30 protein-coding genes and 1 tRNA gene are annotated in these 26665 nt (G+C 67.4%); 18 read left to right on the forward strand and 13 right to left on the reverse strand.

Annotated features, from left to right (window positions below):
• Nucleotides 1-8: 8 nt before the first annotated feature.
• The 8 genes from IPP91_06550 to IPP91_06585 form a co-directional block, all read right to left on the reverse strand.
• Complete coding sequence (locus IPP91_06550) at nt 9-1178, reverse strand: nitronate monooxygenase (GenBank protein ID MBL0141724.1); 1170 nt, start codon at nt 1176-1178, stop codon at nt 9-11.
• A gap of 62 nt (nt 1179-1240) precedes the next feature.
• A complete protein-coding gene (locus IPP91_06555; GenBank protein MBL0141725.1) occupies nt 1241-2500 on the reverse strand; it encodes an NnrS family protein in 1260 nt (419 codons plus the stop codon).
• A 69-nt stretch (nt 2501-2569) separates the two neighbouring features.
• Nucleotides 2570-2746: a hypothetical protein gene (locus IPP91_06560; GenBank protein ID MBL0141726.1), complete on the reverse strand. Its 177-nt coding sequence runs from the start codon at nt 2744-2746 to the stop codon at nt 2570-2572.
• 2 nt (nt 2747-2748) lie between these two features.
• Nucleotides 2749-3000, reverse strand: a complete 252-nt coding sequence (locus IPP91_06565) for a hypothetical protein (GenBank protein MBL0141727.1) — start codon at nt 2998-3000, stop codon at nt 2749-2751.
• Nucleotides 2997-3305, reverse strand: a complete 309-nt coding sequence (locus tag IPP91_06570) for a hypothetical protein (GenBank protein MBL0141728.1) — start codon at nt 3303-3305, stop codon at nt 2997-2999. The genes IPP91_06565 and IPP91_06570 overlap by 4 nt, the downstream gene beginning before the upstream one ends.
• 19 nt (nt 3306-3324) lie before the next feature.
• Nucleotides 3325-3579 carry a sulfurtransferase TusA family protein gene (locus IPP91_06575; protein ID MBL0141729.1) on the reverse strand — a complete coding sequence of 85 codons (255 nt, stop codon included), beginning with the start codon at nt 3577-3579 and terminating at the stop codon, nt 3325-3327.
• Nucleotides 3580-3625: 46 nt separating this feature from the next.
• Entirely contained in the window at nt 3626-5077 is a 1452-nt protein-coding gene (locus IPP91_06580) for a YeeE/YedE family protein (protein ID MBL0141730.1), read from the reverse strand.
• Nucleotides 5078-5125: 48 nt separating this feature from the next.
• Nucleotides 5126-5464 carry a sulfurtransferase TusA family protein gene (locus IPP91_06585; protein MBL0141731.1) on the reverse strand — a complete coding sequence of 113 codons (339 nt, stop codon included), beginning with the start codon at nt 5462-5464 and terminating at the stop codon, nt 5126-5128.
• Between the two features lie 435 nt (nt 5465-5899).
• Between IPP91_06585 and IPP91_06590 the strand changes: the two genes are divergently transcribed.
• The 7 genes from IPP91_06590 (at nt 5900) to IPP91_06620 (ending at nt 13745) form a co-directional block, all read left to right on the forward strand.
• A complete protein-coding gene (locus IPP91_06590) occupies nt 5900-7339 on the forward strand; it encodes a sulfurtransferase (GenBank protein MBL0141732.1) in 1440 nt (479 codons plus the stop codon).
• A gap of 260 nt (nt 7340-7599) precedes the next feature.
• Nucleotides 7600-8601, forward strand: a complete 1002-nt coding sequence (locus IPP91_06595; GenBank protein ID MBL0141733.1) for a hypothetical protein — start codon at nt 7600-7602, stop codon at nt 8599-8601.
• Nucleotides 8602-8740: 139 nt separating this feature from the next.
• Nucleotides 8741-9037, forward strand: coding sequence for a hypothetical protein (locus IPP91_06600; protein MBL0141734.1), 297 nt, complete (start codon nt 8741-8743; stop codon nt 9035-9037).
• Nucleotides 9034-9537, forward strand: coding sequence for a hypothetical protein (locus IPP91_06605; GenBank protein ID MBL0141735.1), 504 nt, complete (start codon nt 9034-9036; stop codon nt 9535-9537). The genes IPP91_06600 and IPP91_06605 overlap by 4 nt, the downstream gene beginning before the upstream one ends.
• 22 nt (nt 9538-9559) lie before the next feature.
• Nucleotides 9560-10750 (forward strand): porin, encoded by a 1191-nt coding sequence (locus tag IPP91_06610; protein MBL0141736.1) that lies wholly within the window; start codon nt 9560-9562, stop codon nt 10748-10750.
• A gap of 135 nt (nt 10751-10885) precedes the next feature.
• Nucleotides 10886-12352 carry a PAS domain-containing protein gene (locus tag IPP91_06615; protein MBL0141737.1) on the forward strand — a complete coding sequence of 489 codons (1467 nt, stop codon included), beginning with the start codon at nt 10886-10888 and terminating at the stop codon, nt 12350-12352.
• Between the two features lie 79 nt (nt 12353-12431).
• Nucleotides 12432-13745: a sigma-54-dependent Fis family transcriptional regulator gene (locus IPP91_06620; protein MBL0141738.1), complete on the forward strand. Its 1314-nt coding sequence runs from the start codon at nt 12432-12434 to the stop codon at nt 13743-13745.
• Between the two features lie 23 nt (nt 13746-13768).
• Here IPP91_06620 and IPP91_06625 read toward each other — a convergent pair.
• Together IPP91_06625 and IPP91_06630 are read right to left on the reverse strand one after the other, a co-directional pair.
• Nucleotides 13769-13845, reverse strand: a tRNA-Pro gene (locus IPP91_06625).
• Nucleotides 13846-13889: 44 nt separating this feature from the next.
• Entirely contained in the window at nt 13890-14858 is a 969-nt protein-coding gene (locus tag IPP91_06630) for a polyprenyl synthetase family protein (GenBank protein MBL0141739.1), read from the reverse strand.
• A gap of 154 nt (nt 14859-15012) precedes the next feature.
• Between IPP91_06630 and rplU the strand changes: the two genes are divergently transcribed.
• The 6 genes from rplU (at nt 15013) to IPP91_06660 (ending at nt 19165) form a co-directional block, all read left to right on the forward strand.
• Nucleotides 15013-15324 (forward strand): 50S ribosomal protein L21, encoded by a 312-nt coding sequence (rplU, locus tag IPP91_06635; GenBank protein ID MBL0141740.1) that lies wholly within the window; start codon nt 15013-15015, stop codon nt 15322-15324.
• 12 nt (nt 15325-15336) lie between these two features.
• A complete protein-coding gene (rpmA, locus tag IPP91_06640; GenBank protein ID MBL0141741.1) occupies nt 15337-15600 on the forward strand; it encodes a 50S ribosomal protein L27 in 264 nt (87 codons plus the stop codon).
• Between the two features lie 67 nt (nt 15601-15667).
• On the forward strand, nt 15668-16309 hold the full coding sequence (locus tag IPP91_06645; protein ID MBL0141742.1) for a LysE family translocator: 642 nt from the start codon (nt 15668-15670) through the stop codon (nt 16307-16309).
• 13 nt (nt 16310-16322) lie between these two features.
• Entirely contained in the window at nt 16323-17342 is a 1020-nt protein-coding gene (gene obgE, locus IPP91_06650) for a GTPase ObgE (protein ID MBL0141743.1), read from the forward strand.
• A complete protein-coding gene (locus IPP91_06655; GenBank protein ID MBL0141744.1) occupies nt 17335-18453 on the forward strand; it encodes a glutamate 5-kinase in 1119 nt (372 codons plus the stop codon). The genes obgE and IPP91_06655 overlap by 8 nt, the downstream gene beginning before the upstream one ends.
• Before the next feature lie 130 nt (nt 18454-18583).
• Nucleotides 18584-19165: a YIP1 family protein gene (locus tag IPP91_06660; GenBank protein MBL0141745.1), complete on the forward strand. Its 582-nt coding sequence runs from the start codon at nt 18584-18586 to the stop codon at nt 19163-19165.
• A 10-nt stretch (nt 19166-19175) separates the two neighbouring features.
• Here the strand turns inward: IPP91_06660 and IPP91_06665 are convergent, their stop codons facing one another.
• Complete coding sequence (locus IPP91_06665; protein MBL0141746.1) at nt 19176-19733, reverse strand: RNA pyrophosphohydrolase; 558 nt, start codon at nt 19731-19733, stop codon at nt 19176-19178.
• 161 nt (nt 19734-19894) lie between these two features.
• On the opposite strand from IPP91_06665, the gene IPP91_06670 reads away from it, so the two are divergent.
• Together IPP91_06670 and IPP91_06675 are read left to right on the forward strand one after the other, a co-directional pair.
• Nucleotides 19895-21610 carry a proline--tRNA ligase gene (locus IPP91_06670; protein MBL0141747.1) on the forward strand — a complete coding sequence of 572 codons (1716 nt, stop codon included), beginning with the start codon at nt 19895-19897 and terminating at the stop codon, nt 21608-21610.
• Entirely contained in the window at nt 21543-22199 is a 657-nt protein-coding gene (locus tag IPP91_06675; GenBank protein ID MBL0141748.1) for a transglycosylase SLT domain-containing protein, read from the forward strand. The genes IPP91_06670 and IPP91_06675 overlap by 68 nt, the downstream gene beginning before the upstream one ends.
• Before the next feature lie 269 nt (nt 22200-22468).
• Here IPP91_06675 and IPP91_06680 read toward each other — a convergent pair whose 3' ends face one another.
• Complete coding sequence (locus tag IPP91_06680) at nt 22469-22939, reverse strand: TlpA family protein disulfide reductase (GenBank protein ID MBL0141749.1); 471 nt, start codon at nt 22937-22939, stop codon at nt 22469-22471.
• Nucleotides 22940-23065: 126 nt separating this feature from the next.
• Between IPP91_06680 and IPP91_06685 the strand changes: the two genes are divergently transcribed.
• Entirely contained in the window at nt 23066-24646 is a 1581-nt protein-coding gene (locus IPP91_06685) for a hypothetical protein (GenBank protein MBL0141750.1), read from the forward strand.
• Here IPP91_06685 and IPP91_06690 read toward each other — a convergent pair whose 3' ends face one another.
• Nucleotides 24647-25708, reverse strand: coding sequence for a YihY family inner membrane protein (locus IPP91_06690; protein MBL0141751.1), 1062 nt, complete (start codon nt 25706-25708; stop codon nt 24647-24649).
• Between the two features lie 34 nt (nt 25709-25742).
• Between IPP91_06690 and wrbA the strand changes: the two genes are divergently transcribed.
• Entirely contained in the window at nt 25743-26336 is a 594-nt protein-coding gene (wrbA, locus tag IPP91_06695) for an NAD(P)H:quinone oxidoreductase (GenBank protein MBL0141752.1), read from the forward strand.
• On the forward strand, nt 26333-26665 hold the full coding sequence (locus IPP91_06700) for a DUF2069 domain-containing protein (GenBank protein MBL0141753.1): 333 nt from the start codon (nt 26333-26335) through the stop codon (nt 26663-26665). Before wrbA ends, IPP91_06700 begins: the two co-directional genes overlap by 4 nt.

The raw sequence follows: 26665 nt of genomic DNA on the forward strand, positions 1-26665 counted from the left end.
AGGGCAGCTCAGGCCGGCTGCGGCTGCGGGGTCGCGAGCAGGTAGTCGAGGAGTTCGCGCACCGGGCGGATCCGGTCCCCGAACGGCAGGCTCCCCGCACCACGGAAGAAGAGCCCGTGCTCCAGGTCGCCCTTGAGCGCCGCGGCGAGCTGCAAGTCGATGCAGAACTGGCCGGCGCGGGCGAGCCCGTCGCGCAGCCCGCAGGACTGCAGGCAGTCGAAGGCAAGCGTGCAGGCGGCGCGCGGCTTCGTGCGCCGCTCGAGTGCAGGCAGCTTCTCGAGGTATTTCACGAGCCAGGGCGTCCTCACGGCGCGCGCCGGCAGGCCCGCCACGCTCATGAACTCGACGATGTCCTCGCGCTTCGCCTGCGCGAGCACCTTCTTGAAGGTCGGGTGAGCGTCGCCTTCCTCCGTCACCGCGAAGGCCGTGCCGACCTGCACCGCGCAGGCGCCCAGGCCGAGCAGCTCGCGTACGCGCTGAGGGGTGTTGATTCCGCCTGCGACGATGAGCGGTATCTGCCGGCAGGCGATGCCCAGCTCGGCGAAGATCCTGAATGCGCCCTCCAGCACGGTCGGGAACTCGAAGCGCGCATCGCCCAGGTCCTCGATCTTCGCGGCGCCCAGGTGCCCGCCGGCGTGCCTGGGATGCTCGATCACGATGGCGTCCGGCAGGCGGTTCTTGCGCATCCACTTCTTGAGGACCACGCCGATGCCGCGCGCGTCCGAGAGGATCGGGATGAGCGCCACGTCCGGATGGTTCGCCGTGAGGTCCGGCAGGTCCAGCGGCAGGCCCGCCCCCACCACGATGGCGTGCACGCCGCTCTCGCAGGCCTGGCGCACGCAGGCTGCGTACTCGGAGACCGCGCGCATGATATTCACGGCGACGATCCCCTTGCCGTCCGCGAGCCGCAGCGCGCCCTTCACTTCCCGGTCCAGGGCCTCGAGGTTGGCGCGATTGATGAGGTCCTTGTCGCGCGACTTTCCCGTGAGCTCCATCAGGTCGGGATGGTGGCGGCGCAAGTCCACCGAGGACAGCGTCCCGACGGCGCCTTCGCGCGCGACGCTGCCCGCGAGCCGGTGGGCCGAGACGCCCACGCCCATGCCGCCCTGGACGACGGGCAGCGCCTCGCGGTCGCGGATGCGCAGCAGCGGCAGGTCGGTGGATACGCAATTCGGCATCGGGCGATCTTCCTCGGGACGTTGTCCAGCCCCTTGACCCTGGTCAACCTTTCCCGAGTCTGTCATCCGGGACGGCCGTCGGACCGCGGCTTGAGGTAAACAGGCACGAACCGCACGGCCCAGCTCGCCGCGATGGTGATCCAGGCGAGCGCGGAGAGCCCCAGCAGCACCGCTCGCGGCGTGCCGGCCAGCGGCGCAAAATCCGCGGCGGCCCGGACCACGCCCACCGCGATGATCGCGAGGAATCCGTACCAGGTCGCGCGGTCGGCCTTGAGCGCGCGACCCGAGTGCCCGAGCGACACGCGCGAGACCATGGCCATCGTCATCGCCGCGAAGTAGCCCACGCCGAGCAGGTGCAGCGGGCCGCGCCCGAAAAGGCCGGGGTGGCCGGCCAGCACGGCCAGGCTCGCGACGGCCGAAAGTGCCAGCGAGGCGGCGAGCACACCCAGTGCGATGTGCAGCATCGCCAGCAGCCGCGCGCGAAAGCTCTGCGTGATGCCCCACTTCCAGGCGAGCCAGCCGACCCACGCCGCCATGGGCGCATCGGCGACCCAGGTCCAGCCGGGCAGCGATGCGCTTTCGAGGAGGAAATGCGTCGCGCACGCGGCCCCGAGGAAGGGCAGCGAGAAGGCGGGCCGGTACATCGCATAGCCGGAGAGCACGCGGCTCGAGAAGAAGGGCACCATCCGGTGGCTCACGACGAGGAAGATCGGGAGCAGGAAGAGCCAGACTCCCGCCTGGCCGGCGACAGCGACGAAGCCGGCCTCCTCGCACGCAATGGCGCCCAGGAAGACGGCCGCGCAAATCGCACCCACGAAAAGCAGGACGACGATGGCGTTCGCCTGCGGGTCGCGGCCGCTGCCGGAGAACACGATCCGCGCGAGCGCGGCCGCGCCCGCGATCCAGCCGGCGAGCTGCAGGAAGCCGCCGGCCACCACGAGGCCGCGCGAGGTGAGGAGTCCGGAATAGAACAGGACGATCCCGGCGATCATGGGCAGGGCGCACGCAAGCCACGCCTCGCGCCGCAATCGCACGTTGATCCAGTTGGGCACCGCGGTCATCGCGAAGCCGAACACGAACCACGGGAAGAGCCCGAAGAGCATCAGGTAGGCGTGGGACCAGGCGGGCGGCACGGCCCAGGCGGGGGTGGGCCAGTAGCCGAGGCTTCGGCCGCCGACCTCCCAGGCCACGAGCAGGAGGGTGACCACGAGCTGCAGCGCGCCCGGCAGGAACAGCATGCGGTGCGGCGCCGAAGTCCATACGGACCAGGTCGACCGCGGACCGGTGGGTTCGGCCGCGGCGCGCGCGATGGGAATGACCATCCCGCCACTATCGCCGTTGCCGGCGCATGGAGCCTTGACCCGGTTCAAGAAAGCGGACGGGTGCCGGGCCTAGCGCCAGAAGACGATCGAATCGGCGGCTTCCACCGCGTCGAGCACGGCCGCATAGGGCTCGGCGCAAGCGCGGACGACGACCTCCGCCCCGAGCGCGCGCATATCGCCCGCAAGCTCCGCGAGATCGGCCGGGGCCTCGCCCGTTTCGTGCAACAGCAGGATCTTCTTCGTCATGGTCAGATGATGTACACCGTGTCTGCCTCGACCAGCGCCGCGGCGAGCTTGCCGCGCGAGGCCGTTGCGTCGGCAAGCTCCTCGCAGGGCACTTCCGCGAACTCGAGCAGTTCGCGCTGCTCGTTGACCGCGGGCGTGTCCCCGAGCCTGCCGAGCACCGCCACCTGCACGGGATCGCTCAGGAGCGTGAGCCCCGCCGCGACGCGAAGCGCCTCGGCCTGGTTGTGCTTCGCAATCACCAGGATGTTCTTCATGCAGCCCCCGGAAGCACCACCACACGGTCGCATTCGCGCACCAGCTCCGCGTTCTGGAACTGGCTGCCCAGCGTGGCGCCTTCGGGCGCGGGACCGTCGTTGAAGTGATGCCAGCTGTGCTCGCACACATCGAGCCGGATCACGCCGGCCTTCGCGAGCGCGAGAAGCCGGTCATCCGCGACGAGCTTCACGCCGGAGTCCGTGAGGAAGCAACGGCACGGCCAGCCGCGCGCGGCGGCGGCGGCGGCGAGGCCCACGAGGTGTGCCCCGGAGGATTCATGGGTCGCAACGATCCCGAGTCGCATGCAATGGCTCCAGGCGCTGTCAGTGCTTGCGGATCGTCCAGCGCATCGCCTTGCCGGCGTCCTGTGCCTGCGCGACGATGTCGTTGCCTTCCGTCTGGCACATCGCGCTGATCGACTCGCCCGAGGACGGGTTGTCGAACACGAGCTGCAGGGTCTCGCCCGACTGGAGCTTCTCCAGCGCCTTCTTCGTGTAGATCTGCGGGTGGGGGCAGACATAGCCCTGTACGTCCAGCTGGTAGGAGCCTTCGCCCAACTTCTCGAATTTCGCTGCCATTTGCTTCGTGCCTCCGTTGCCTGCTTGGGGAATGCGGAACGGTGATTCAGAACCCGAGCGGCGCTTCCTGCGCCATCTTGCGTTCGATCCACCAATTGAAGAACTTGACGCCGACGTAGCCCCCGGCCGTCATTCCGGCGGCGAACAGCCAGCCGGACGGGTCGCCATTGGTCACGGTCGCGAAGAACGCGCCGATGTTGCAGCCCAGGCCGATGCGCGAACCGATGCCCATGAGGATGCCGCCGCCGATGGCCCAGATGGCGATCTCGCGCGTGGGCATCTTCAGCTTGAACTCGTTGGCGAGAAGCGCCATCACCATCGATCCCCCGATCACCGCGAAGCTCATCCAGAGCACCGGGTTCCAGAGCGGGCTGGGGATGCCGTTTTCCATCCCGAAGAAGATGTTGTCGGTGATGTCCAGGCCGAGCCTGGAAAGCAGCCAGGCTGCCCCCTGTGCCTCTTGCGTGGTGACATAGAAGTAGCCGGGATCGAACACCGTCTCCTGCAGGCTCAGCCCATCGGTGTGGCCCATCGCCAGGAGGAGCTCGCCCGCATTCGAGATTCCGAATTTCTGCTGCAGTGCCTGCATGACCCACATCTGCAGGCCCGCGGCGACTCCCAGCACCAGGCCCGCGATGGCGGTGCGCTTCGAGGCCGTGACCATGCTCCACCACCCCGCGGCCTCCGTGGCGATCCCCGGCGCGGCTTCCTTGTGCTTGCGCAGGTAACCCTTGCGGTACCAGACGGCGTAGATCACGACAAGCAGCACGATGGCGGGCAGGATCGCATTGATGAGCGAATTGCCGATGAAAGCCTTCGCCGCCGGGCTGGAGAAGCCGAGGGCATCGCCCACGGTGATCGCCTTGAGGTCCCAGATGTAACCGGCGAGGAACTGGTCGTACCAGCCCTGGGTGGCGGTGAGTTGCGCCGGCATCGACTTCGCGGCCGCCGAGGCTGTCCAGGAAGCGGGCACGAGCAGGTCGAGCAGGCCGCCGACATCGACGAAGAGCGCCTGCGCGAAGCTGAGGGAGAGCACGACGAGCAGCGCGGACATGCTGCCTTCGCCCGTCTTGTAGAGCGAGCCGGTGGCGCAACCGCCGGTGAACACCATGCCGAAGCCGAATATGGCGCCGCCGACCACGGAGTAGAAACCGATCGGGGAAGCGTGGAAGGTACTGTGGCCGATGAGCGAGACGCCGGCCGATACGAGGCTGAAGAGGACCACCGCGATCATGATCCCCACGGCCATGCGCGGCACTCCCACCGCGAACAGGTCCCGGATGGCGGAAGCCATGCAGAAGCGGCCGTATTGCAGCGCCCCTCCGTAGATGAGGCCGAACCACAGGTAGGCGCAGAAGTAGAGGTAGCGCGTGTCGATCGCCAGCGTGCCCGCGGTGACGAGGATGAAAAATCCCGCGACCGCAGCGGCCCGCAGCGAATTCGCTCGGCTCGTCGCCACGCCGACCTGCTCCGTTGTATTGATCACGCCTTCAGCCATCGCTTCCTTCCTCCTTCGTTGTCCCGCACGTTCCACGCAGGTCGCGGTTCATTCTCCGGCCTTGCGCGCGTAGATCTTCCAGCCGCCTTCGATGTGAACCGTACCCAGATGGACGCAGCCGTGCCCGGCGAGCATGAACGGGATCGTCTCGACCGCACTCAGGTTGTCCGAGGCGATCTCGACCACCGTGCCCGTTTGCGCTGCGTCGAGCACCCGCTTCGTGACGAGATTGGTCCGCAGGCACGATTCGCCCGAGAGATCGACGCAGGCATCGGCGACCATCATGCCGTGCCCCGGAATCTGCACGACCCTCGCCGCCACCGTTCCATTCCAAGCCGCTTCACGCCGGCGAATGCCCGGGAAAAACCAGCCGATGGTGTCGATCAACCGGTACACGTGCGCCCTCGACCAAATTGCGGATCAAATATCGGCGGATACAAAGCAACATGCGTGCCGGGCAAGGAGCGCCTTGATTTGCGAGCAATCGGCGATGCCACGGGCAACTGCATGTCGCAATCCCGCCTCGCTGGTCACGGCTGACATTGGATAATGCAATTTCGGCGCCGGCGACGCGGTGATCGGCCGCTCGATTTGCAAATTGAAAGTGCGCGCCGAAGTCGAATGGATTGTGCAATGGGCCGGGCCGGGACGGATACTCCAAGTGTCTGTTTTTGCTGGCCTCCTATCGTCGGCACGCAATCTGCTTCGGGGTGGCCTGAACCGGGAGCGACCCGGGCAACCGATCGGCCTAGCGAAGGAGGGGTGAGAATGTCCCGGCAAAAATTCGGCGGCGCAGTGGGGGGAGTCCTTAACCTGAGGACGATGCTGGCGACCTCGGCGTGCTTTGTCCTGGCCGCCTGCGGCGGCGGTGGCGAGGATACGTCCTACGGCAACGTCGTCAAGATCACGGTCAACACGCCGCAGATGATCGCGCAGAGTTCGGCGGACAACTACGACCAGAACGTGAACGGCCTCATCACCGCCGCCACGCTCAAGAGCTGGATCTCCAACTGGACGGCGAACCGCCCGGCCGGGATCACCGGCAAGCTCGTCATCTTCCAGGCGACCGCCGGGCCGGCGGGTGCCGAGTACATCAAGCCGAACAACACACTCGTGTACACCTATCTCTCGCCGTCATCGGAGTGGGTCCAGACCCGCATCAACGGCGTCATCGAGACGCAGAGCATGGTGCCGGACGGACCGACGATGGACGCGCTGCTCAAGAAGTACAACGTCAACCCGCAGACGGACATGATCGTCTGCGCGCAGGGCACGGGCAGCACCGGCAACGCCATGTCCCAGGGCCGCTGCTGGTACGCGCTGCGCTACTGGGGCGTGGACAGGACCAACGTGTCCGTGCTCAACGGCGGCAACCAGTGGCTCAATGGCAACGGCATGGTCGCCGCCGACTTCGTGGCCACGGCGAGCACGGCGCCCGGTGCCGGCGGGACAAGCGTGAGGGACATCCCCGTGGACAACACGGCGCTCCAGGCCACATTCGAGGACCTCATGGCCGTCTTGCCGGCGTCCGACACCAACCAGAAGGACGACGGCGTGATGATCTGGGACGCGCGCAGCGTAGGCCAGTTCAGCGCCGGCGAGCGCCTGGAGGCCGTGAGCGACAGCGGCTTCGTGGCCTGCGGATCGACGATCTGCCCGTCGCCGGCGGGTTACGACTACATGCGCACCTTCCAGAACAGCGGCTCGCGGCAGGGGCACCCCCGGGGGACGCTGCAGCTGCAGTACACGAACCTGCTCGATGGCACGAAAGGCTACTCCTACAAGCCGAAGTCCGAGCTCGCCAATTACCTCGCCGGCGGGGCCGACGCCGCCGGCTACCGCTTCATCGATGCCACGTACGGCGCCGTGGGCCAGGGCAGCGCCTACCAGTCCGGCGACGTGATCTACGCCTACTGCGAAACCACCTTCCGCGCCATGATCACCGGCTTCGCCTCCGCCGGAATCCTCGGCCTCCCGGTGCGCTTCTACGACGGCGCCATGGTCGAGTGGAATTCGCTGTCCAACCTGCAGGATCGGACAGGCGCGATCATGATGCCGGCCGATTCGCCCTGGCGCACGGACGCGAAGTCCTTCTTCCGGCCCGCGACACCCGCCACGGCTGTTGCCACGCGCAACATCGTCAACCCGTACGCGACGCACGCCAACAAGATCATCCTCGAGGACCAGGCGTACAAGCGCGGCGAGCCCGGCGGCGGCACAGCCGGCAGTTCCGGTTCCGGCGGAGGCAACCCCTGCGGCTGAGCGCGCAACGCGCCGGCGGGATCGCGCTCGCGATCCTTGCCGGCATCGCCGGATGGGCCGCGTACCGCGCGGTTTCGGAAAGCAGGGCCAGCGAGGCGATCGACAAGTTCCTCGCACGCCACTGGGCTGCTCCCCTCGCTCCGCAAGGGGAGCCTCCCGCGACGTACACGCCCGAGGAGGCAGCACTTTCCCCCGAGGCCTGCGGTACCTGCCACTCCACGCAACTGGCTGACTGGAAATCCAGCCTGCACAGCCGCGCCATGGGGCCCGGCATCCTGTGGCAGTTGCGCACGATGGACCAGCCCAACGGCAATGATTGCCTTCGCTGCCACGCGCCGCTGGCCGAGCAGAAGGCGCTGATGGCCCTCGAGCGCGGCTGGCCCAACGCGCCCGCCACCTTGCCGCCCGCGTGGATGCCCGGCGACCTGCACCTGCGCGGGCTGGTCTGCGCGGCCTGCCACGTGCGCCGCCACGAGCGGTTCGGCCCGCTGCCCCGCGTGGACGCGCCGGTTCTTCCTGCCGGCACGCGCAGGCCACATGGCGGATATGTCGCGCAAGCCGCATTCTCCGACAGCCGCTTCTGCGCCCCGTGCCACCAATTTCCGCCGGACGGCCGCAGCATCAACGGCAAGCTCCTCGAGAACACCTACGAGGAGTGGCTCGGCAGCCGCCAGGCCAGGCAGGGGCGCCAGTGCCAGTCGTGCCACATGCCCGACCGACGCCATCTGTGGCGCGGCATCCACGACCAGGAAATGGTTCGGCGCGCGCTGCATCGCGAAGTCAGGGTCAAGCGCATCGATGCGCAGCGCATCGGGGTCACCGTCGTCCTGGCCAACCGCGATGCAGGACACTACCTCCCCACGTACGTCGTGCCCAAGATCTTCGTGAATGTCTACGTGCGCGGCCCGGGGGGGCAGGTTCTGGTCGGCCAGCACCGCATCGGCCGAACCGTCAACGTTGCGCTTGACCAGGAAGTCTCCGACACCCGCCTCGCGCCTGACGGGCGCCACGAGATGAGTTTCGACGTGCGCGTGGCGCCGGGCGAGTGGCGCGTGAAGGTCCGGATCGAGGTGGCGCCGGGCGAGCACTACGAGCGCATGTTCGCCGACATGCGCACGCGCAATCCGGGCCTCGACGAGATCACGCGCCGGATGCTCGACGAGGCGCTTGCGCGCGCCGTGAACGCCCGCTACTTCCTGGAGGAACTCGAAGCGATGGCGCCAGCCGCGCCGGGAGCCGAGACTCGCTCGGTTGCAAATTGAAAGGCCCCAAAAGATCGGGGGGGTAATGCAATGCCCCTATCGACGAGCGTCGTCTTAACTCCCTGTTTCTAAACCGGTCGTGCGACTGGCATGCAACGTGCTGATAGGTCGCCATCCCGTTCCTGCATTCGGTGACGAAATGAAGCTCGGCAACTGGCTGCTCATCGTGGCGATCATGGCCCCTGCGGCCTACGCCCAGGTCGCGCCCGCTGCCGGGGATGCGCCTGTGGCGAGCGAGGAAACCACGAAGGGCGCCGCTCCGGAAAGGAAACGGCGTCTGAAATTCAAGGGCACCGGTCCTTCGTGCGTTTGCGCCAACCCCGTCAGCGAGAGCGACATCGAGGCAGCGATGCGCGCGGGGGCACCGCCGGACGCCAAGACAGGCAGCGCCGCCGACAAGCAACGGGAATCCACACCAGGGAGGAGTGAAAAATGAAGGAAAGAAAGACGTTCGTCGACAAGCTGCGTGCGGTGGCCCGCGCCACCACCCGGACTGCCGCCGGCACTGCCGCCGTCGTCGCGCTGGCCCTCCTTTGGTCGCTCGCGGCATCCAGTCCCGAGCGGACGGACGGTGGCGGCACGGCCCGCACCGAGGGCGCGGGCTGGGGCGCGGAAGCCCTTGCGGACGTGCGCGATGCGATGCGCACCGTCTCGCCGATTGCGGAGGCGAACGCCTGCGGCATGGGCGCCTCCTCCTGCTTCAAGTGCCACAACGGAACACGGGCGAAATCCCCGAGCACGGAAAGGTGGCACTCCGACCACAAGAGCGTCGACAACTCCTGCGGTGGCTGCCACAAGGGCAATCCGAGGCTGATCAAGAAGGAATTGGCGCACGACCACCTGGTGAAGGATCCGCGATCCGACGTGGCCGGGATGTGCGCGAGCTGCCACAAATCGGGCAATGCGGCGGAACTCGCGAAGTCCTACAAGAAGTGATCCTTAGGAGGAGGGGAACGACATGAAGCTAGCCACCAACGATTCGACCGGCGGAATCCGACTCACGCGCGTGGCGGTTGCCTGCGCCTTCGCGCTGATGGGCTTCGCAGGCGCCGCCTCCGCCGGGCCGACCATCGCGTTCGGCAAGGAAGGCAACCTCACCTTCAACTACTCCTTCCAGGGATGGGCGCAGGACCGCGGCTACTCATCCGCGACCGACGACGGGCGCTCCACCGATTTCTTCCTGCGCCGCAACCGGCTGACCTTTTCGGGGCAGTACAACGACCTCGTCGGCTTCTACGCGAACCTGGATGCGCCCTCGGACAGCCGCTACAACCAGGACGACAAGAGCATCTTCTTCCGCGATGCCTACATCACCGTGGACCCCCGCGACGAGGTGCGCTTCATCTTCGGACGCACGAAGAACACCTTCACGCGCGAAAACCTCGAGGCGTGCTTCGACCCGCTCACGATGGATCGCGCGGAAACCCTGGCCTACACGCCATGGGGCGGCAGCCGCGACACCGGCGCGGTGATGTGGGGAAACCTCGCCGACGGCAAATTCCAGTACCGCATGATGGTCGCCGACGGTCGCGAAGGCAACGAGGTCGTCAAGGATTCGCCGCGCCTGACCGGACGGGTGCACGTGAGCCTGTTCGATCCGGAATACGAATATGGCTACCGCGGCACCTACCTCGGAACGCGCAAGGTGCTCACCATCGGCGCCGCATACGACTACCAGAAGAACGTCGCGTACGGCGACTACATCGGCAAGACGGACCCGAAGTCCTACAAGGCGTGGACGGCCGACATCTTCTACGAGCAACCCACATCGGCCGGCACTTTCACGGCATCCGGTGCGGTGGTGCGCAACGATACGGGCGATGTCCACTGGGGACTTTCGCCCGACCCGAACCTGCCGCAGACCACCGACATGGAAGGCTATTACGTGAAGGCCGGCTACCTGCTTCCCGGCAAGGTCGGCCCGGGACGGGTGCAGTTCTTCGGGCGCTACGAGCGCTCGGAGTACAACTTGCCGAGCGGTTATCGTGACCAGGACTGGGCCGGCGTCGGCGTGCACTACCTGATCGACGGCCAGCTCCTCAAGGTGAGCTTCGAGGCGGCCGACGTGAAGTTCGACAAGCAGAACCCCACCGACGCCTCGCAGCGCGACTACAAGCAGTACACGCTCGGCCTTCAGTTCATCTTCTGACGCCGCCGCCCGTCTGACCGGAATCAAGGGTTCCGGTCGGGCGCGTGGCATCATTCTTCCGGAAAGATGCCCATACGCGATGCGCATGGGCATTCCTGAGAGCGGGCGCCGAACAGGGCGCGAACCGGAGGAGAAATGGGTAGCGTCGACTTTGCGGCGAACCCGGCGGGGAAAACCGGCGGCCAGCGTCAGGCGGGGCCCTCCTTGCAGGCTCCGGCGTGGCTCGTCGCAGCCGGCGCGCTCCTTGCGATAGCCGCTCTCCTGGCCGCCCTCCTGGGGCTCGGACCGCAGCATGGTGCCTGGTTCACGGCACTGGTGGTCGCCGGCGTCCTGCTCGCAGCCGCGGCGGCCGCGCTGTTCGGGTACGGCAGGGGTTTCGCCGCGCTATATGGCGCCGTGCGGCGCGCCAACGACGGATCGCTCGAACCCATCGAGCTGCAGGGGCTTTCGCGCCCACTCCTGGCTCCCCTGGCAACCGAATACAACCTGCTCGCGCGCAACCTGGGCTCGCTTTTCCGCGAGATGGAGCAGGCGCAGCTTTCCATCATCGCCGAGCGCAACCGCCACGAAGCCATCCTGCACGGATTGCCGGGCGCCCTGCTCGCGGTCGATGACGAGTTCCGCATTACGCTCTCCAACCGCCAGGCAGAGGCACTGTTCGGCATCCCTGCCGCCGAACTGGTCGGCACCAACGTATTCAACCTGCTGCACTCCGATGACATGGGCCGTGAAGTGCTGCGCGAGGCCTTCCTCTACGAGCAGCAGGTGAGCAACAAGGTCCTGACGCTCGCGATCGACGGGCGGCCGCGGCACGTGTCCCTCAACCTCACCTTCTTCCAGCCCTCGACGCATTCCGCCCAGGCAAGCGCGGCGATCATCCTGCAGGACATCACGGACTGGAAGCGGCTGGAGGACATGTCGCAGCAGGCCGAAAAGCTCGTCTCGATGGGGCAGCTCGCCGCCGGCGTCGCCCACGAGCTCAACACGCCTCTGGGGACGATACTCGGTTACGCGCAGCTGCTGAACGAGGGCAAGGCGAACGAGGAAAAGCGCGCGGAGTACGCGCGCATCATCCACGAGGAAACGCGGCGCTGCGCGCGCATCATCGACAACCTGCTCGCCTACGCGCGCCGCGACGTCTGCCAGGGCGAGACCTGCGAAATCAACGGGCTCATCAGGGAGGCCGTGGAGGCTGTCGCCAATTGCCAGGGCAGGCGCTTCTGCGCGACGGTCGAGGCGGACGTCCAGGGCGAGCTGGTCGTGCGCGGCGGTCCGGGGCAGCTGGACATCGTGCTGGTGAACGTCATGGTGAATGCCGTCCAGGCCGCTGCGACGGCGGAAAAGCCGTTGGTCACGGTCAAGTCGGCGGCCGAAGGCGGCTTTGGGGTGATCTCGATCACCGACAACGGACCGGGCATCGCGCCCGACGCGCACGGCAAGCTCTTCGACCCCTTCTTCACGACCAAGAGCGAGAGCGCCGGGACGGGGCTTGGCCTCGCCATCAGCCATTCCATCGTCACGCGAATCGGCGGCGCAATCCAATGCGATCCGGCATACGAGGGCGGAGCGCGTTTCGTGATCACCCTCCCGCTGGCGGCTTGAACCCGTGACGGACTCGACGACACGGGTCGACCCGGCTCCGGCGCAGGCGACGGTGCTCATCGTCGAGGACGACCCTGCCATGCGCAGGATGATCCGGGAGGTGCTCACGCCCGCGAAGGCCGAGGTGGTCGAGGCGGAGAGTTCCCAAAACGCGCTCGACTACCTCGAGAACCACGACGTGGCGGTCGTGGTGACCGACCAGCGGATGCCCCGCATCAGCGGGCTGGAGGTGCTCAAGTTCGCCCGGGCACGCAACGCGATGACGCAGGTGATCCTGCTTACCGGTCACGCAACGGTCGAATCTGCCGTGGAGGCGCTCAAGGGCGGCGCCTACGACTACCTACGCAAGCCCTTCGAGCCCGAGGACCTGCGCCGCATCGTCGACCGGGCGCTGGAGTACTACCAGCTCAACTGCGAAAACGTGCGCCTGCGCGAAACGAACCGCGCCTACGCGAATCTCGACGGCCTGGTGGGAAAGAATGCGGCCATCGAGCAGGTGCGCCGCATGGTGCGCGCATCGGCCGGATACGACTGCTGTGTCCTCATCACGGGCGAGTCCGGGACTGGCAAGGAAGTGGTCGCGCACCAGATCCACATGACGAGCGGCCGGCGCGAAGGGCGCTTTGTCGCGCTCAACTGCGCCGCGATCCCCGAGAACGTCATCGAAAGCGAGCTGTTCGGCTACCAGCGCGGCGCATTCACGGGGGCGGACCGCGCCAAGGCGGGGCTCTTCGAGTCGGCCGACCGGGGCACCCTGTTCCTGGACGAGATCAACAACGCCTCCCCGGCATTCCAGGCAAAGCTGCTGCGCGTGCTGCAGGACGGGACCTACTACCGGATGGGGGACACCGAGCCCCGGCACGCCGATGTGCGCCTGATCGCCGCCACCAACCGGCCCCTGCCCGCCCTCGTGGAGAGCGGCGCTTTCCGGATGGACCTCTACTACCGCCTGCGCATCGTGGAAATCGTCCTTCCGCCGCTTCGCGAGCGGCGAAGCGATATCCCGGTGCTCGCAAACTATTTTCTCGGACGTCATTCGGTCCGGCTGCGCAAGCCGGTGAAGGGGATGACGACGCGGGCGCTGGGCGCCCTCATGCGCCACGACTGGCCCGGCAATGCGCGTGAGCTCGAAAACGCGATCCAGTCGATGATCATTCTCACCGAAACCGACATGCTCGACGTGGATGTCCTTCCCACGGGGCTCGCGAATGACGGGACGGGGCCGGGGCGGGCGGTGGAGCTGATCGAGCCGCAGAGCCTGGAGGAAATCGAGGCCTATTTCATCGCGAAGACGCTTCGCGAGACGCAGGGAAACCGCGCGACGGCCGCCGAGATCCTCGGCATCGACAAGTCCACCCTGTGGAGGAAGATCAAGCGTTACGGCCTCGAATGAGGCCGGCGCTTTGCGGGAAGGAATGGTCGGGGTGAGAGGATTCGAACCTCCGGCCTCTACGTCCCGAACGTAGCGCTCTACCAGGCTAAGCTACACCCCGAGGCCGAAACGGGCGCTCGCGCGCCCGTCGGATATTTCCGCGGACTAGTACTTCCTTTCCACGGAAAAGTGCGCCAATTGTAGCAGACTGTCCTTGCAAGCGGAACCCGGAAGGGCGTCGAGGCGGGCCGAGGCAAGAGTGGCTTCCCTGCGCGCGCAATCGCGCGCGTAATCGAGGGCGCCGGTTCGGTTGATGGCGGCGACGACCGCCGCGAGATCGGCCTTGCCGCCCTCCTGGATGGCGTGGCGCACCAGGGCCCGCTCTTCCGAGTTGCCCACCTGCATCGCGCGGATGAGCGGCAGCGTCGGCTTTCCCTCCGCGAGGTCGTCGCCGAGATTCTTTCCGGTTTCAGCGAGATCGCCGGAATAATCGAGGACATCGTCGATGACCTGGAACGCCGTGCCCAGGTGCATGCCGAATTCGGCCAGGGCCTGCTCGAGCGGCGCGGGCGCATTGCCGAGAATCGCGCCGACCTGGGTTGCCGCCTCGAACAGCTTGGCCGTCTTGTAGCGGATAACCCGCAGGTAGGTTTCCTCGTCGGTATCCGGGTCGTTCACGTTGAGGAGCTGCAGCACTTCCCCCTCCGCGATGATGTTGGTCGCGTTGGAAAGCACGTGCATCACCCGCAGGTTCCCAACCGCCACCATCATCTGGAACGCGCGCGAGTAGAGGAAGTCGCCCACCAGCACGGACGGCGCATTGCCGAACTCGGCGTTCGCGGTGCGGCGACCGCGCCTGAGGCTCGATTCGTCGACGACGTCGTCGTGCAGGAGCGTTGCCGTGTGGATGAACTCGATGACGGTCGCGAGTTCGTGGCGGACGGGACCGGTGGCGCCCACCGCATTGGCGGCAAGCAGGAGGAGTGCCGGGCGCAGCCGCTTCCCGCCGGCGGCGATGATGTAATCGGCGATGGTCCGGACCAGGGCCACCTCCGAATCGAGCCGGCGCCGGATGACGGCATCGACGGCGACGAGGTCGGCGCCGATGGGCGCCCGGATCGAGTCCAGGTTCACAGGGATCAATTGCTGGTTCACGGCAGGGTTCGGGGGTAACCGGGCCCGGCCGGGCCCGAAGACAAGTCTTTGACGTTGCTTGGGATTTCGCGTATTATAGCGGGTTCGCGGTGGAAAAGGCCGCGAATTATCAAACTAAAACAGGAGTGCCAATATGTACGCGGTCATCAAGACCGGCGGCAAGCAATACCGCGTTGCCCCGGGCGAAAAGATCAAGATCGAGACGCTGGAGGCGGAAGTCGGCGCAACCATCGTGCTCGACCAGGTGCTGATGGTAGCCGATGGCGAGGCCGTGAAGGTCGGTACACCGACGCTCGCGGGCGCACAGGTCTCGGCCACGGTGGTTTCCCACGGCCGGGGCCCCAAGATCCGCATCTTCAAGATGCGCCGCCGCAAGCACTACCAGAAAACGCAGGGCCACCGGCAGAACTACACGGAAATCCGTGTGGACGCCATCAACCAGTAACGGATAGCGAACATGGCACACAAGAAAGCAGGCGGCTCATCCCGCAACGGCCGCGATTCCGAAAGCAAGCGCCTGGGCCTGAAGGCCTTCGGCGGCGAACTCGTGAGCGCAGGTTCCATCCTCGTCCGCCAGCGCGGCACGAAGTTCCACGCCGGGCAGCATGTCGGCATGGGCAAGGACCACACCCTCTTCGCGATGGTTGCCGGCAAGGTGAAGTACGGCCAGCACGGCCCCAAGCAGAAGAGCACCGTGAGCATCGAGCCGGCGCAAGCCTAGAGGCTCCTTTCTCCCGGAAAGAGCCCCGTCTTCGCACGGGGCTTTTTCGTTTCAGGGACCGGATTCAATGCCCGACATCGCCCTCTTCCTCGTCGCCAGCGCGCTGCTCACCGTCGCGCCGGGCCCCGACATCGTCTACGTGCTCGCGCGCGGCGTAAGCCAGGGGCGCCAGGCGGGGCTCGCCGCGGCGCTCGGCTTCGCCTCGGGCTGCATCTTCCACACCCTGCTGGCCGCCCTGGGCGTGGCGGCCCTCATCCGGTCCTCCGACCTCGCGTTCAACGCAGTGCGCTGGGCGGGCGCCGCCTACCTCGTCTGGATCGGCATCCAGGCGCTGCGTCACCGCGGATCGTTCTCGCTCGCCGGCGGCGGAGGCCCCAAGGCGCTTCTAACGATCTACCGGCAGAGCGTGATCGGCAACGCGCTGAACCCGAAAGTGACGCTCTTCTTCCTTTCCTTCCTGCCGCAGTTCGTCGATGCACGCGCCGGCGGCGTCGAGTGGCAGATGGCGCTCCTGGGCCTCGTCTTCATGGCGCAGACCGTGGTCATCTTCGGTGCCGTGGCGCTTTTCTCCGGCTGGATCGGCGAGCGCCTGCGCGCGCACCCCGCCATTGGCGAGCGCCTCGGCCTATTCGCCGGGCTCACCTTCATCGCGCTGGGTATCCGCGTGGCGATGCCCGACCTGGCGTGGTCGACGAACGAGCCGAAATGAAAGCGATCCGCCCATGAAGTTCTTCGACGAGGCGCGCATCGAGGTGATCGCCGGCGACGGCGGCGACGGCTCGGCCCATTTCCGGCGCGAGAAGTTCGTGCCGCGCGGAGGGCCGGACGGTGGCGACGGCGGCCGGGGCGGATCCATCCTCGCGGTGGCCGACGTGAACCTCAACACCCTCATCGACTACCGCTACACGCGCATCTTCCGCGCCAGGCACGGCGAGGCGGGCCGCGGGCGGGACTGCAACGGCCACGGTGCCGAGGACGTGATCCTGCGCGTGCCCGTGGGCACCGTGATCCGCGACGCGGAATCCGGCGAGACCATCGCCGACCTCGCGAAGAACGGCGACGAGGCCATCCTCGCCCGCGGCGGCAAGGGCGGCCTGGGCAACATCAACTTCAAGTCGAGCACGAACCGCGCTCCCAGGCAGTTCACGCCGGGCGAGGCCGGGGTGCGGCGCAACCTCGAGATGGAACTGCGCATCCTTGCCGACGTGGGCCTCGCGGGCATGCCCAACGCGGGCAAGTCCACGTTCGTGCGCGCCGTCTCCGCGGCCCGGCCCAAGGTTGCGGATTACCCCTTCACGACGCTCAACCCCAGCCTCGGGGTCGTGCGCGTGGACATGAACCGCTCGTTCGTCATCGCCGACATCCCCGGCCTCATCGAGGGCGCGGCCGAGGGCGCGGGGCTCGGGCACCAGTTCCTGCGCCACCTGCAGCGCACGAAGCTCATCCTGCAGCTGGTGGACTACGCCCCGTTCGACGACACCATCGACGCGGTGGCGGAGGCGAAGGCGATCTCGCTGGAGCTGAAGAAGTACGACCCCGGCCTCTATCGGAAGCCGCGGTGGCTGGTGCTCAACAAGGCGGACCTCCTGCCCCCCGCCGAACGCGACAAGCGCGCGAAGGCGTTCGTGAAGAAGCTCGGCTGGAAGGGCCCGTGGTTCGTGGTCTCCGCCATCAAGAGCGAGGGCACGCGCGAGCTCTGCTTCGCGATCATGGAATTCCTCGAGGGCAGGCGCGATGCCTAACGAGCTGGCCGGCTGCAAGCGGGTCGTCGTGAAGATCGGCTCGAGCCTGCTTACCAACGCGGGTGCGGGGCTCGATCGCGGCGCCGTCGCCGACTGGGCAGGGCAGATCGCGGCCCTTCGCGTGCGCGGCGTGGAGGTGCTCGTCGTCTCCTCGGGCGCGATCGCGGAGGGCATGAAGCGCCTGGCCTGGACGAAGCGCCCGCGCGCGGTGAACGAGCTGCAGGCCGCGGCCGCCGTGGGCCAGATGGGGCTGGTGCAGATGTGGGAGTCGTGCTTTGCCGAAAGGGGCCTGCACACCGCGCAGGTGCTCCTCACGCACGAGGACCTGGGCGACCGGCGGCGCTACCTCAATGCGCGCACCACCCTGAAGACCCTCGTCTCGCTGGGCGTCGTCCCGGTCATCAACGAGAACGACACCGTGGTCGTGGACGAGATCCGCTTCGGCGACAACGACACCCTCGCCTCGCTCGTGACCAACCTCATCGAGGCCGATGCGCTCGTGATCCTCACCGATCAGGAGGGCCTTTTCTCGGCGGACCCGCGCAAGGACCCCGCGGCGACGCTGGTCGCGCGGGCATCGGCCGGCGATCCCGCGCTGGAGGCGATGGCCGGGGGCGCGGGCTCCGACATCGGCAGCGGCGGCATGATCACCAAGGTACTGGCCGCGAAGCGCGCAGCCCGCAGCGGCGCGCACACCGCGATCGCGTGGGGACGCGAACCCGACCTCCTCATCCGCCTTTTCTCGGGCGAGGCCATCGGCTCGCTCCTCGTCGCGGCCACGCAACCGGTGGCGGCCCGCAAGCAGTGGCTGGCCGACCACCTGAAGCCCTCGGGCCGGATCACGCTCGACGCGGGTGCCGTGAAGGCGCTCACCCTCGACGGCAAGAGCCTGCTCTCGATCGGCGCCACTGCGGTCGAAGGCCATTTCGAGCGAGGCGAGGTGGTGAGCGTGCTCTCCCCCGACGGCCTCGAGATCGCGCGCGGGCTGGTGAACTACGCCGCCGCCGAGACCGCCCGCATCCTGCGCAAGCCCACGAGCGAGATCGAGCCGCTCCTCGGCTACATTGCCGAACCCGAACTCATCCACAGGGACAATTTGATCGTCCTTTAGGTCGGCCAAATTGCGGTGGAAGCTGACTTGCGTGCCGTTCACAAGTCACGCGAGCGGAGCGAGGGGGGCGGAGCCACAACCTGGTGGTGTTGTAGACTTCCCCTGACAACAACTGCCTTGGGAGGGCACCATGAACCTCGTCGAACGCGCAAAGAGCCTCATCCTCACGCCGGCAGCGGAGTGGGACAAGATCTCCTCGGAGACGCATACCGTGCAGGGCCTGTATACCGGCTGGATCATGATCCTGGCCGCGATCCCGGCGCTCGCGACCTTCGTCGGGTTCTCGATCGTCGGGGTCGGGGCATTCGGCTTTTCGTACCGTGTGCCGGTGGTGAGCGGCATCGCGCAAGCGATCGCTTCCTACCTGCTGTCGCTCGGCACCGTTTACGTGTTCGCCCTGATCATCGACACCCTCTCGCCCAACTTCGGCGGGGAAAAGAACTTCATGCAGGCCTTCAAGGTGGCGGCGTTTGCGCCCGTGGCCTCGTGGCTCGCCGGCGCGTTTCACTTCATTCCGGCGCTCTCGATCCTGTCGATCCTCGGGCTCTACAGTCTCTACCTGCTTTACGTGGGCCTTCCGCGACTCATGAAGACGCCGGCTGAAAAGGCGATGCCCTACACCGCCGTGGTGATCGTCGTGGGCATCGTGATCTCCCTCATTGTCGGCGTCCTGAGCGGACTCATGCTGCCGGGCCGCACGGGCGGTTTCTGAAGCGGGCCCGTCAGTCGGAGACGCCGGCCACCGGGCGCGGACGCGGCGGCCGGCGCCGGCGCCCGTAGGGCGAAATGCCGACGTGCCGGCACTCGCTCACGTGCAGGTAAACGGCAAGTTGCTCGAGCGCCATGCGGTAAACCTCGCGCTTGAAGTCGATCACCGTATCGAGCGGGACCCAGTAGTCGTGCCACCGCCACGCGTCGAACTCGGGGTGGCCGCTCGCTCGCAGCGATACATCCGTGTCGCGGCCGACGAGGCGCAGCAGGAACCAGATCTGCTTCTGCCCCTTGTAGGTGCCGCGCCATTCGCGCTTCACCCAGTGGCTGGGCACGTGGTAATGCAGCCAGTCGCGCGTGCGGCCGATGATCTCGACGTGCGCGGGCTTGAGTCCCGTCTCCTCCTCGAGCTCGCGATACATCGCTTGCTCGGGAGATTCCCCCGCCTTGATGCCGCCCTGCGGGAACTGCCAAGCGTGCTCCTTGATGCGCTTGCCCCAAAAGACCTGGTTCTTGAGGTTGACGAGCACGATGGCGACGTTCGGGCGATAACCGTCCCGATCGATCATGGCAGTCACCATCCAATCCGTTGAGTTGAGGCTATTTTTCCACAGTTTGCGAGTGCCCGCCAGCGACCCGGCCATTTCCCCCGGTGTAGAATGCGGTCTCGCAAGCCGATGATTTGATTCCGAAAACAGCTCGTTCTACCTTGCCCAGCCCCGGAGAGCTCATGCGCGCCAGTCAGTTCTTCCTCGCCACCCTCAAGGAAGCCCCCCAGGAAGCCGAGCTTCCCAGCCACAAGCTCATGCTGCGGGCGGGGCTCATCCGCAAGCTCGGCAGCGGGCTGTACTCGTGGCTCCCGATGGGCATGCGCGTGCTGCACAAGGTGGAGCGCATCGTGCGAGAGGAGATGGATCGCGCCGGGGCGCTCGAGGTCATCATGCCGCCGGTCCAGCCCGCGGAGCTGTGGCAGGAAACCGGGCGGTGGGAGCTCTACGGCCCGATGATGCTGCGCATCAAGGACCGCGCCGAGCGCGAGTTCTGCTACGCGCCGACGGCCGAGGAGGTCATCACCGACATCGCGCGCAAGGAGCTGCGCAGCTATCGCCAGCTCCCGGTCAACTTCTACCAGATCCAGACCAAGTTCCGCGACGAGATCCGGCCGCGCTTCGGCGTGCTTCGCGCGCGCGAGTTCTCGATGAAGGATGCCTACTCCTTCGACGCGGACGAAGCCGCCATGCTCGCCTCGTACCGCAAGATGTTCGATGCGTACGTGCGCATCTTCACGCGGCTGGGGCTCACCTTCCGCCCCGTCGTGGCGGATACCGGCGAAATCGGCGGCAGCGCCTCGCACGAGTTCCAGGTGCTGGCCGATTCGGGCGAGGACCAGATCGCCTATTCGGACGGCTCCGACTATGCCGCCAACATCGAGCAGGCCGAGGCGCTGGCGCCCGCCATGCCGCGCGGCACTCCCGCCGAACCCGTGAAGAAGGACCCGACGCCCGGGACTTCCACCTGCGAGGGCGTGGCGAAGCTCTGGAACGAGCCGCTTCTGCGCACGGTGAAGGCGATTCTTCTCTACGCCAACCACCGCGTGCACATGCTGCTCATCCGCGGCGACCACTCGGTCAACGAGATCAAGGTGGGCAAGCTGCACGGCCTCAAGGGATGGCGCTGGGCCAGCGACGAGGAGATCCTCGCCGCCGCCGACGGACCCGCGGGCTACCTGGGGCCCGTGGGACTCGACCGCGCGAAGATCACCGTCATCGCCGACCGGACGGTTGCCGCGATGTCCGATTTCATCTGCGGCGCCAACGCGAGGGATTTCCACCTGCGCGGCGTCAACTGGGGCCGCGACTGCCCGGAGCCGGATCTCGTCGCGGACATCCGCAACGTGGTCCCGGGCGACCCCTCCCCCGACGGCAAGGGCCGGCTCGCGATCGTGCGCGGCATCGAGGTGGGACACGTGTTCGCCCTGGGCCGTCGCTATTCCGAGGCGATGGGCGCCACGTTCACCGCCGAGGACGGCACCCAGAAGGCCTTCGAGATGGGCTGCTACGGGATCGGCGTCACGCGCATCGTGGGCGCGGCCATCGAGCAGAACCACGACGAGAAGGGAATCATCTGGCCCGATCCCATGGCGCCCTATGTCGTCGCGGTGATCCCGCTCGGGTACCACAAGAGCGAGGCGGTGAAGGCTGCCGCCGAGAAGCTCTACGCCGAGCTCACGGCCGCCGGCGTGGAGGTGATCCTCGACGACCGCAACGAGCGTCCCGGCGTCCTGCTCGCCGACCAGGAACTGATCGGGATCCCGCACCGCGTCGTGATCGGCGAGCGCGGGCTCAAGGAAGGCGTGGCCGAGTACCAGCACCGGCGCGATGCCGAGGCGACGAAGGTCGCCCTGGCTTCGGTGGCCGACCACGTGCGTGGGCGCCTCGCGACCTGACCGGCGCCCCGTCGCCGCGATCGTGCTCGCGATCGCGACCCTGGCCTGCGCCCCCGCCGCTTTGGCCGGCGCGCAAAAGCAGGAGCCGTTGTCGGCCGCCATCCGGTCCACGCTCGCCAAGTCGGTGACCGACCGCGACCTCGCGCGCGGGGACGACGCCGATACCCGCGCGTGGGTGAACGCCATGCATGGCCGCGTGCACCAGCGTGTGCGCGACGACAGGGTCACGCGCGACCTCCTGGTGATGGTCCGCTACGAAGCGCTGCGCGCGGGGCTGGATCCGCGGCTGGTGCTCGCGGTGATCGACGTGGAGAGCGGCTTCCGGAAGTACGCCGTGTCCTCGGCCGGCGCGCGCGGCTACATGCAGGTGATGCCGTTCTGGGTACGCGAGATCGGCATGCCGGGGCAGAACCTGTTCCAGATGCGCACCAACCTGCGCTACGGCTGCGTGATCCTGCGCCACTATCTGCGCATGGAGGACGGCAACCTGCACAACGCGCTCGGCCGCTACAACGGCAGCCTCGGCCGTCCGGAGTACCCCGAGCGCGTGCTGCGCGCGCTGAGCGAGCGCTGGTCCACGGGCGCGTAAGCGCGGTAGGGCGAGACGGCGCGAAGCGGGGCCGGAGGGAGATCAGGAAAATAAAAATGCGGGTGCGTTTTTTTTGTTTCCGGCCGAGTTGAATTGCATCGAGCATCGTCGACCGAACCCATGTCGAGATGTCTACGGCGTCGCAGCTGAGGGCACGTTCATTCGGCCGGAAACAAAAAAAACGCACCCGCATTTTTATTTTCCTGACCTCCCTCCTCCACCATCGCTCACCGACGCGCGGCCCGCCTGGAACGGCGACGCTTGCGGCGCTAGCCCCCGGTCTTCGCGGGCGATGCGATCGCGTCCTCGAGCGACTTGCGGGTCACCGTGCCCGTGCGGTCGTACACGCGCTTGCCGGCGGGGTCGAAGATCACGGTGGTGGGCAGCCCCTTCACCTTGCCGAACTGCTTCTCGGTGTCCTCGTCTTCCAGGACCAGCGGGTACGTGTGGCCGATTTTCTTCGCGAACAGCCGCGTCTTCGCCTCGTCCTCGACGTCGAGGGCGATGCCGAGGACCACGGCACGCGCGGGCGAGTTCGCGCGCTGGAAATCGGCGATCTCGGGAATCTCCTTGATGCAGGGCGTGCACCACGTCGCCCAGAAATTCACCACCACCCACTTGCCGCGGTAATCGGCGAGCCGGTGATGCTTTCCTTCCGTGTCGGTCACGTCGAACGCATGCGCCGCAGGGGCACCGGCGGCCAGCGCGAGGAAGAGCGCCGCGGCCCGGAGGGGGGGCACGACGTGGAATCCTTTCGTTTTCAAAAACATCGCGGTCGTCTATCCTGTTTTGCCGGGGCGGCGGGGCAATGCGTTGTCAGCAGTCCGGCCGGTTAAAATCCTTCAAAATCAAAGATTAACATAATAATGGCCCTCGACCTGCGGGTCCCCACCGACCGCATTGCCCCTCCGAAGGACCTCGAACTGCGCCCGAAGCAGGCGAAGGCGTGGGTGGAATCGCTGCCACTGAGCCTGAGCGCCGAAGCGGGCCGCAAGATTCTGGCCAACCTCTGTGCGATGAACCGCACCAAGGTGGAGTTCGACGACCGCCTGCAGATCCTCGAGGCCTACCACCCCATCGCCCACGTGGTGTTCGACGAGCTCGACGCGATCTACGGAAAATCACTCCTGCCGCTTCCCGCGAAGGCGCGCGAAGCGCTTGCCCTGGCGCGCGAGTTGGCGACGGAATTCGCCTACGGCTACAAGATCCTCATCCTCGAGAAGACCGGCAAGCTCCTCGCATTCGGTGCGAAGAAGCAGATGCCGCTACTCGTCTATCGCGCCATGGAGTGCCTCGTGAGGCTGCTGCGCGCGAGCTACCGGTCCTACACGCCCATTCCTGCGGGCGCTTGGCGAGAGATCCACACGCTTTACCTGCATGCCGAGAAGGAGGGGCTTGCCGCGGAGCCCGCCGATCCCGAGAGCAAGGCCGGGATCGCGGACCTCTACTCGGAGACGCTGCTCGTCGCCCTCACCGACCCCTACCGGCTGATCCCGGGCGAACTGGATCGCATCGCTCAGGTGATACGCGGCCAGCGAGGCGCGTTCACGCTGGGCCAGGCGCGGCCCTCGACCCGGCCCGGCGGGCACTTCCTCGTGCCGTGCGACCAGGACAAGCCACCCAAGCCGCTGCTTTCCGCCAACGACGACCCGGGCGGCCCCAACTGGCGGCTCCTCGACACCAATGCGCTGGTGGAACGGCTGCGCGCGCGCCGCCAGGCCGTGGAAGCGGGCAATGTGTCGTCGACCACCAGCAAGTCGATGGGCCCCGACGTGATCTTGCTGGTGGGCAAGCTCGTGACTCTGTGGGGCGACCCGCCCAAGCGCACCTCCCGCCGCGATCCGATGGACACTAGCGTCGCGATCTGCGCCGGCATGCGCGCCATCACGCATTTCGTCGCGATCCAGTCGCAAGGGGATGCCCGGAGGGAAGCCGATGCGATCGAGCGCGGCATCACCATCCCCCTCATCCTGGTGCCCGACGACGAGGTCTCGAAGAGCATGAACGTCGGCGAGTGGGACGTGGTGAACCAGAGCGCGGGCGGGCTCAAGGTTCGCCGCATCGGCGCCTTCATCCAGGCCATCACGGTGGGCGAGGTGCTCGGCATCAAGTTCCTGGGGAAGTCGCACTGGACGGTCGGCGTGGTGCGCTGGCTCACGATGGTGGACGAAGGCGGGATGGAATTCGGCATCCAGTTCCTCGCCCCGGCGTCCCGGTGCGTCTCCGTGCAACCGACCGTCAGCGCCTCGGGCCAGAACCGCCTCGGCCTGATCCTCTCCGATGACGATGGGTTCGAAAATGCCGACACGCTCCTCACGGCCCCGGCGACGTACAGCGACCTTCGCGAGTTCGAGATCGAGGAAGAGGGCTTCATCACGCGCGTGCGCGCGACCACCCTCATCGAGCGTACCGGGCGGTTCGAGCTGTTCCACGTCTCGCCGTCCTGATCAGGGCGGCGCGCCCTTCCCTGCTTCAGCCAGCGCCCAGCCCCTGCGCGAGCGGCGCACGGCGCCCGTTTCCACCAGGTGGTGCAACAGGTCCTCGAGCCGTTCGTCGGACAGGTCGATCGATTCGCGCAGCCTGCCGAACGCAACCGGCTCGCCTCCGGCGGCGGCCAGCGCGCGCCCGATCTCGAACGCGCCCCGGCGTTCCGCCTCCGGCGAATCCTTCCGGCGCCACCGGCGGCCTCGCCAATAGGCGAGCGACGCCGTGAACTCCGCCCCGAGGAGCACGACCAGCCAGGAGAGGTAAAGCCACAGCAGGAATATCGGGACCGAGGCGAAAGCGCCGTAAACGAGTCGGTAGGTCGGGACCGCCTTTATGTAGGCCGCGAACGCCGATTTCATCGCCTCGAACACGACGGCGGCGAGTATGCCGCCGGCGAGCGCGTGCCGCGCCGGCACGTGGCGGTTCGGGATGATGCGATAGACGAGAAAGAAGGCCAGCGCGCTCACCGACACCGGCGCAACTTCGAGGAGAGCCGACTCCATCCCCAAAGGCATGGCGAGGTGCCCGATGGAAGCGGCCACCAACCAGGAGGTCGTCCAGAGGGAAAGGCCCACGAGCGCCGGGCCGAGCACGAGGAGCGCCGTGTATCCCGCCACGGAGAGCCACGCGGGCCGGTGCCGGCCAACGCGCCAGATGACGTTGAGCGACCGGTCCACGGTGTGGAGCGTCGCGATCGACATCGCGAACAGGACCGCGAGCGACAGCGTGGTGAGGCTCCCGGCGGCTTCCGCGAACTGCGCCATGTACACGGTGATGATCCTGCCCGCGATCTCGGGGACGAGATTCAGCAGCAGGAAGATCTTGATCTGCACCATCACGCCCTCGAAGAAGGGCAGCGCCGAGAGCAGCGCCACGACGACCGTGAAGAGCGGGACGAGCGCGAGCAGCGTGGTGAAGGTGAGACTGCCGGCGATCTGCGGGCAGCGGTCCTCGCGCCAGCGGCGGAAGACGAACGCGATGAACCCGGCGGGGTCGCGGAGGAAGGCGGGGAGCGGCTTCAAGCGGCGGGTATGATAGCACCCGCGAAAGGACCCCATGGCCGACATCCTCGTACTCTTCTACAGCAGCACCGGCTCCGTGCGCGCGCTCGCCGAGAGCGTGGCGCGCGGCATCGAGTCCGTGGACGGCATGCGCGCGCGCGTGCGCACCGTCCCGCGCGTCTCGCCGGTCACCGAGGTCGCCGCCCCCGCCGTCCCCGCCTCCGGCCCGCCCTACGTGGAGCCGCGCGACCTCGAGGAATGCGTGGGGCTCGCGCTGGGCTCGCCGACGCGGTTCGGCAACATGGCCGCGCCCATGAAGCATTTTCTCGATTCTCTGGGTGGCGAGTGGTCGCGGGGCACGCTCGCGGGCAAGGCCGCGGCGGTCTTCACCTCCACCTCGTCGATGCACGGCGGCCAGGAGGCCACCCTGCTCACGATGATGGTGCCGCTGCTGCATCACGGCATGGTGCTCGTGGGCATTCCCTACACCGAGCCGGACCTCAACACGACGAAAGGCGGCGGCACGCCCTATGGCGCCTCCCACGTCGCCGGCCCGCTGGGCGATCGCCCGGTGAGCGACGAGGAAAAGCGGCTCGCGTTCTCGCTGGGCAAGCGACTGGCCAACGTCGCGAGGCGGCTCGCGGCGTGAACGCGCGCGCCGCCTGGCTCGTCGCCTGCGCGGCGTGGATCGGCCTGGTCTTCCTGGGCCTTGCGTGGGAGACGTTCCTCGCGCCGCTGCGCCCCGGCGGGTCGTGGCTGGTGCTCAAGGTCCTTCCGCTGCTGTTTCCGCTGATGGGCCTGCTGCGCGGGAGGCGCTACACCTTCAAGTGGAGCTCGCTCCTGGTATGGGCGTACCTGGTGGAAGGCGCGGTGCGGGCCGCATCCGACCCCGGGCCGTCCGCACGGCTCGCCGTGCTGGAGATCGCGCTCGGGGCGGCGTTCTTCGCGGCCGCCGTGGCCTACCTGCGCGCGAAGTGA

The sequence above is a fragment of the Betaproteobacteria bacterium genome (genome assembly GCA_016720855.1).
GTDB lineage: Bacteria > Pseudomonadota > Gammaproteobacteria > Burkholderiales > Usitatibacteraceae > FEB-7.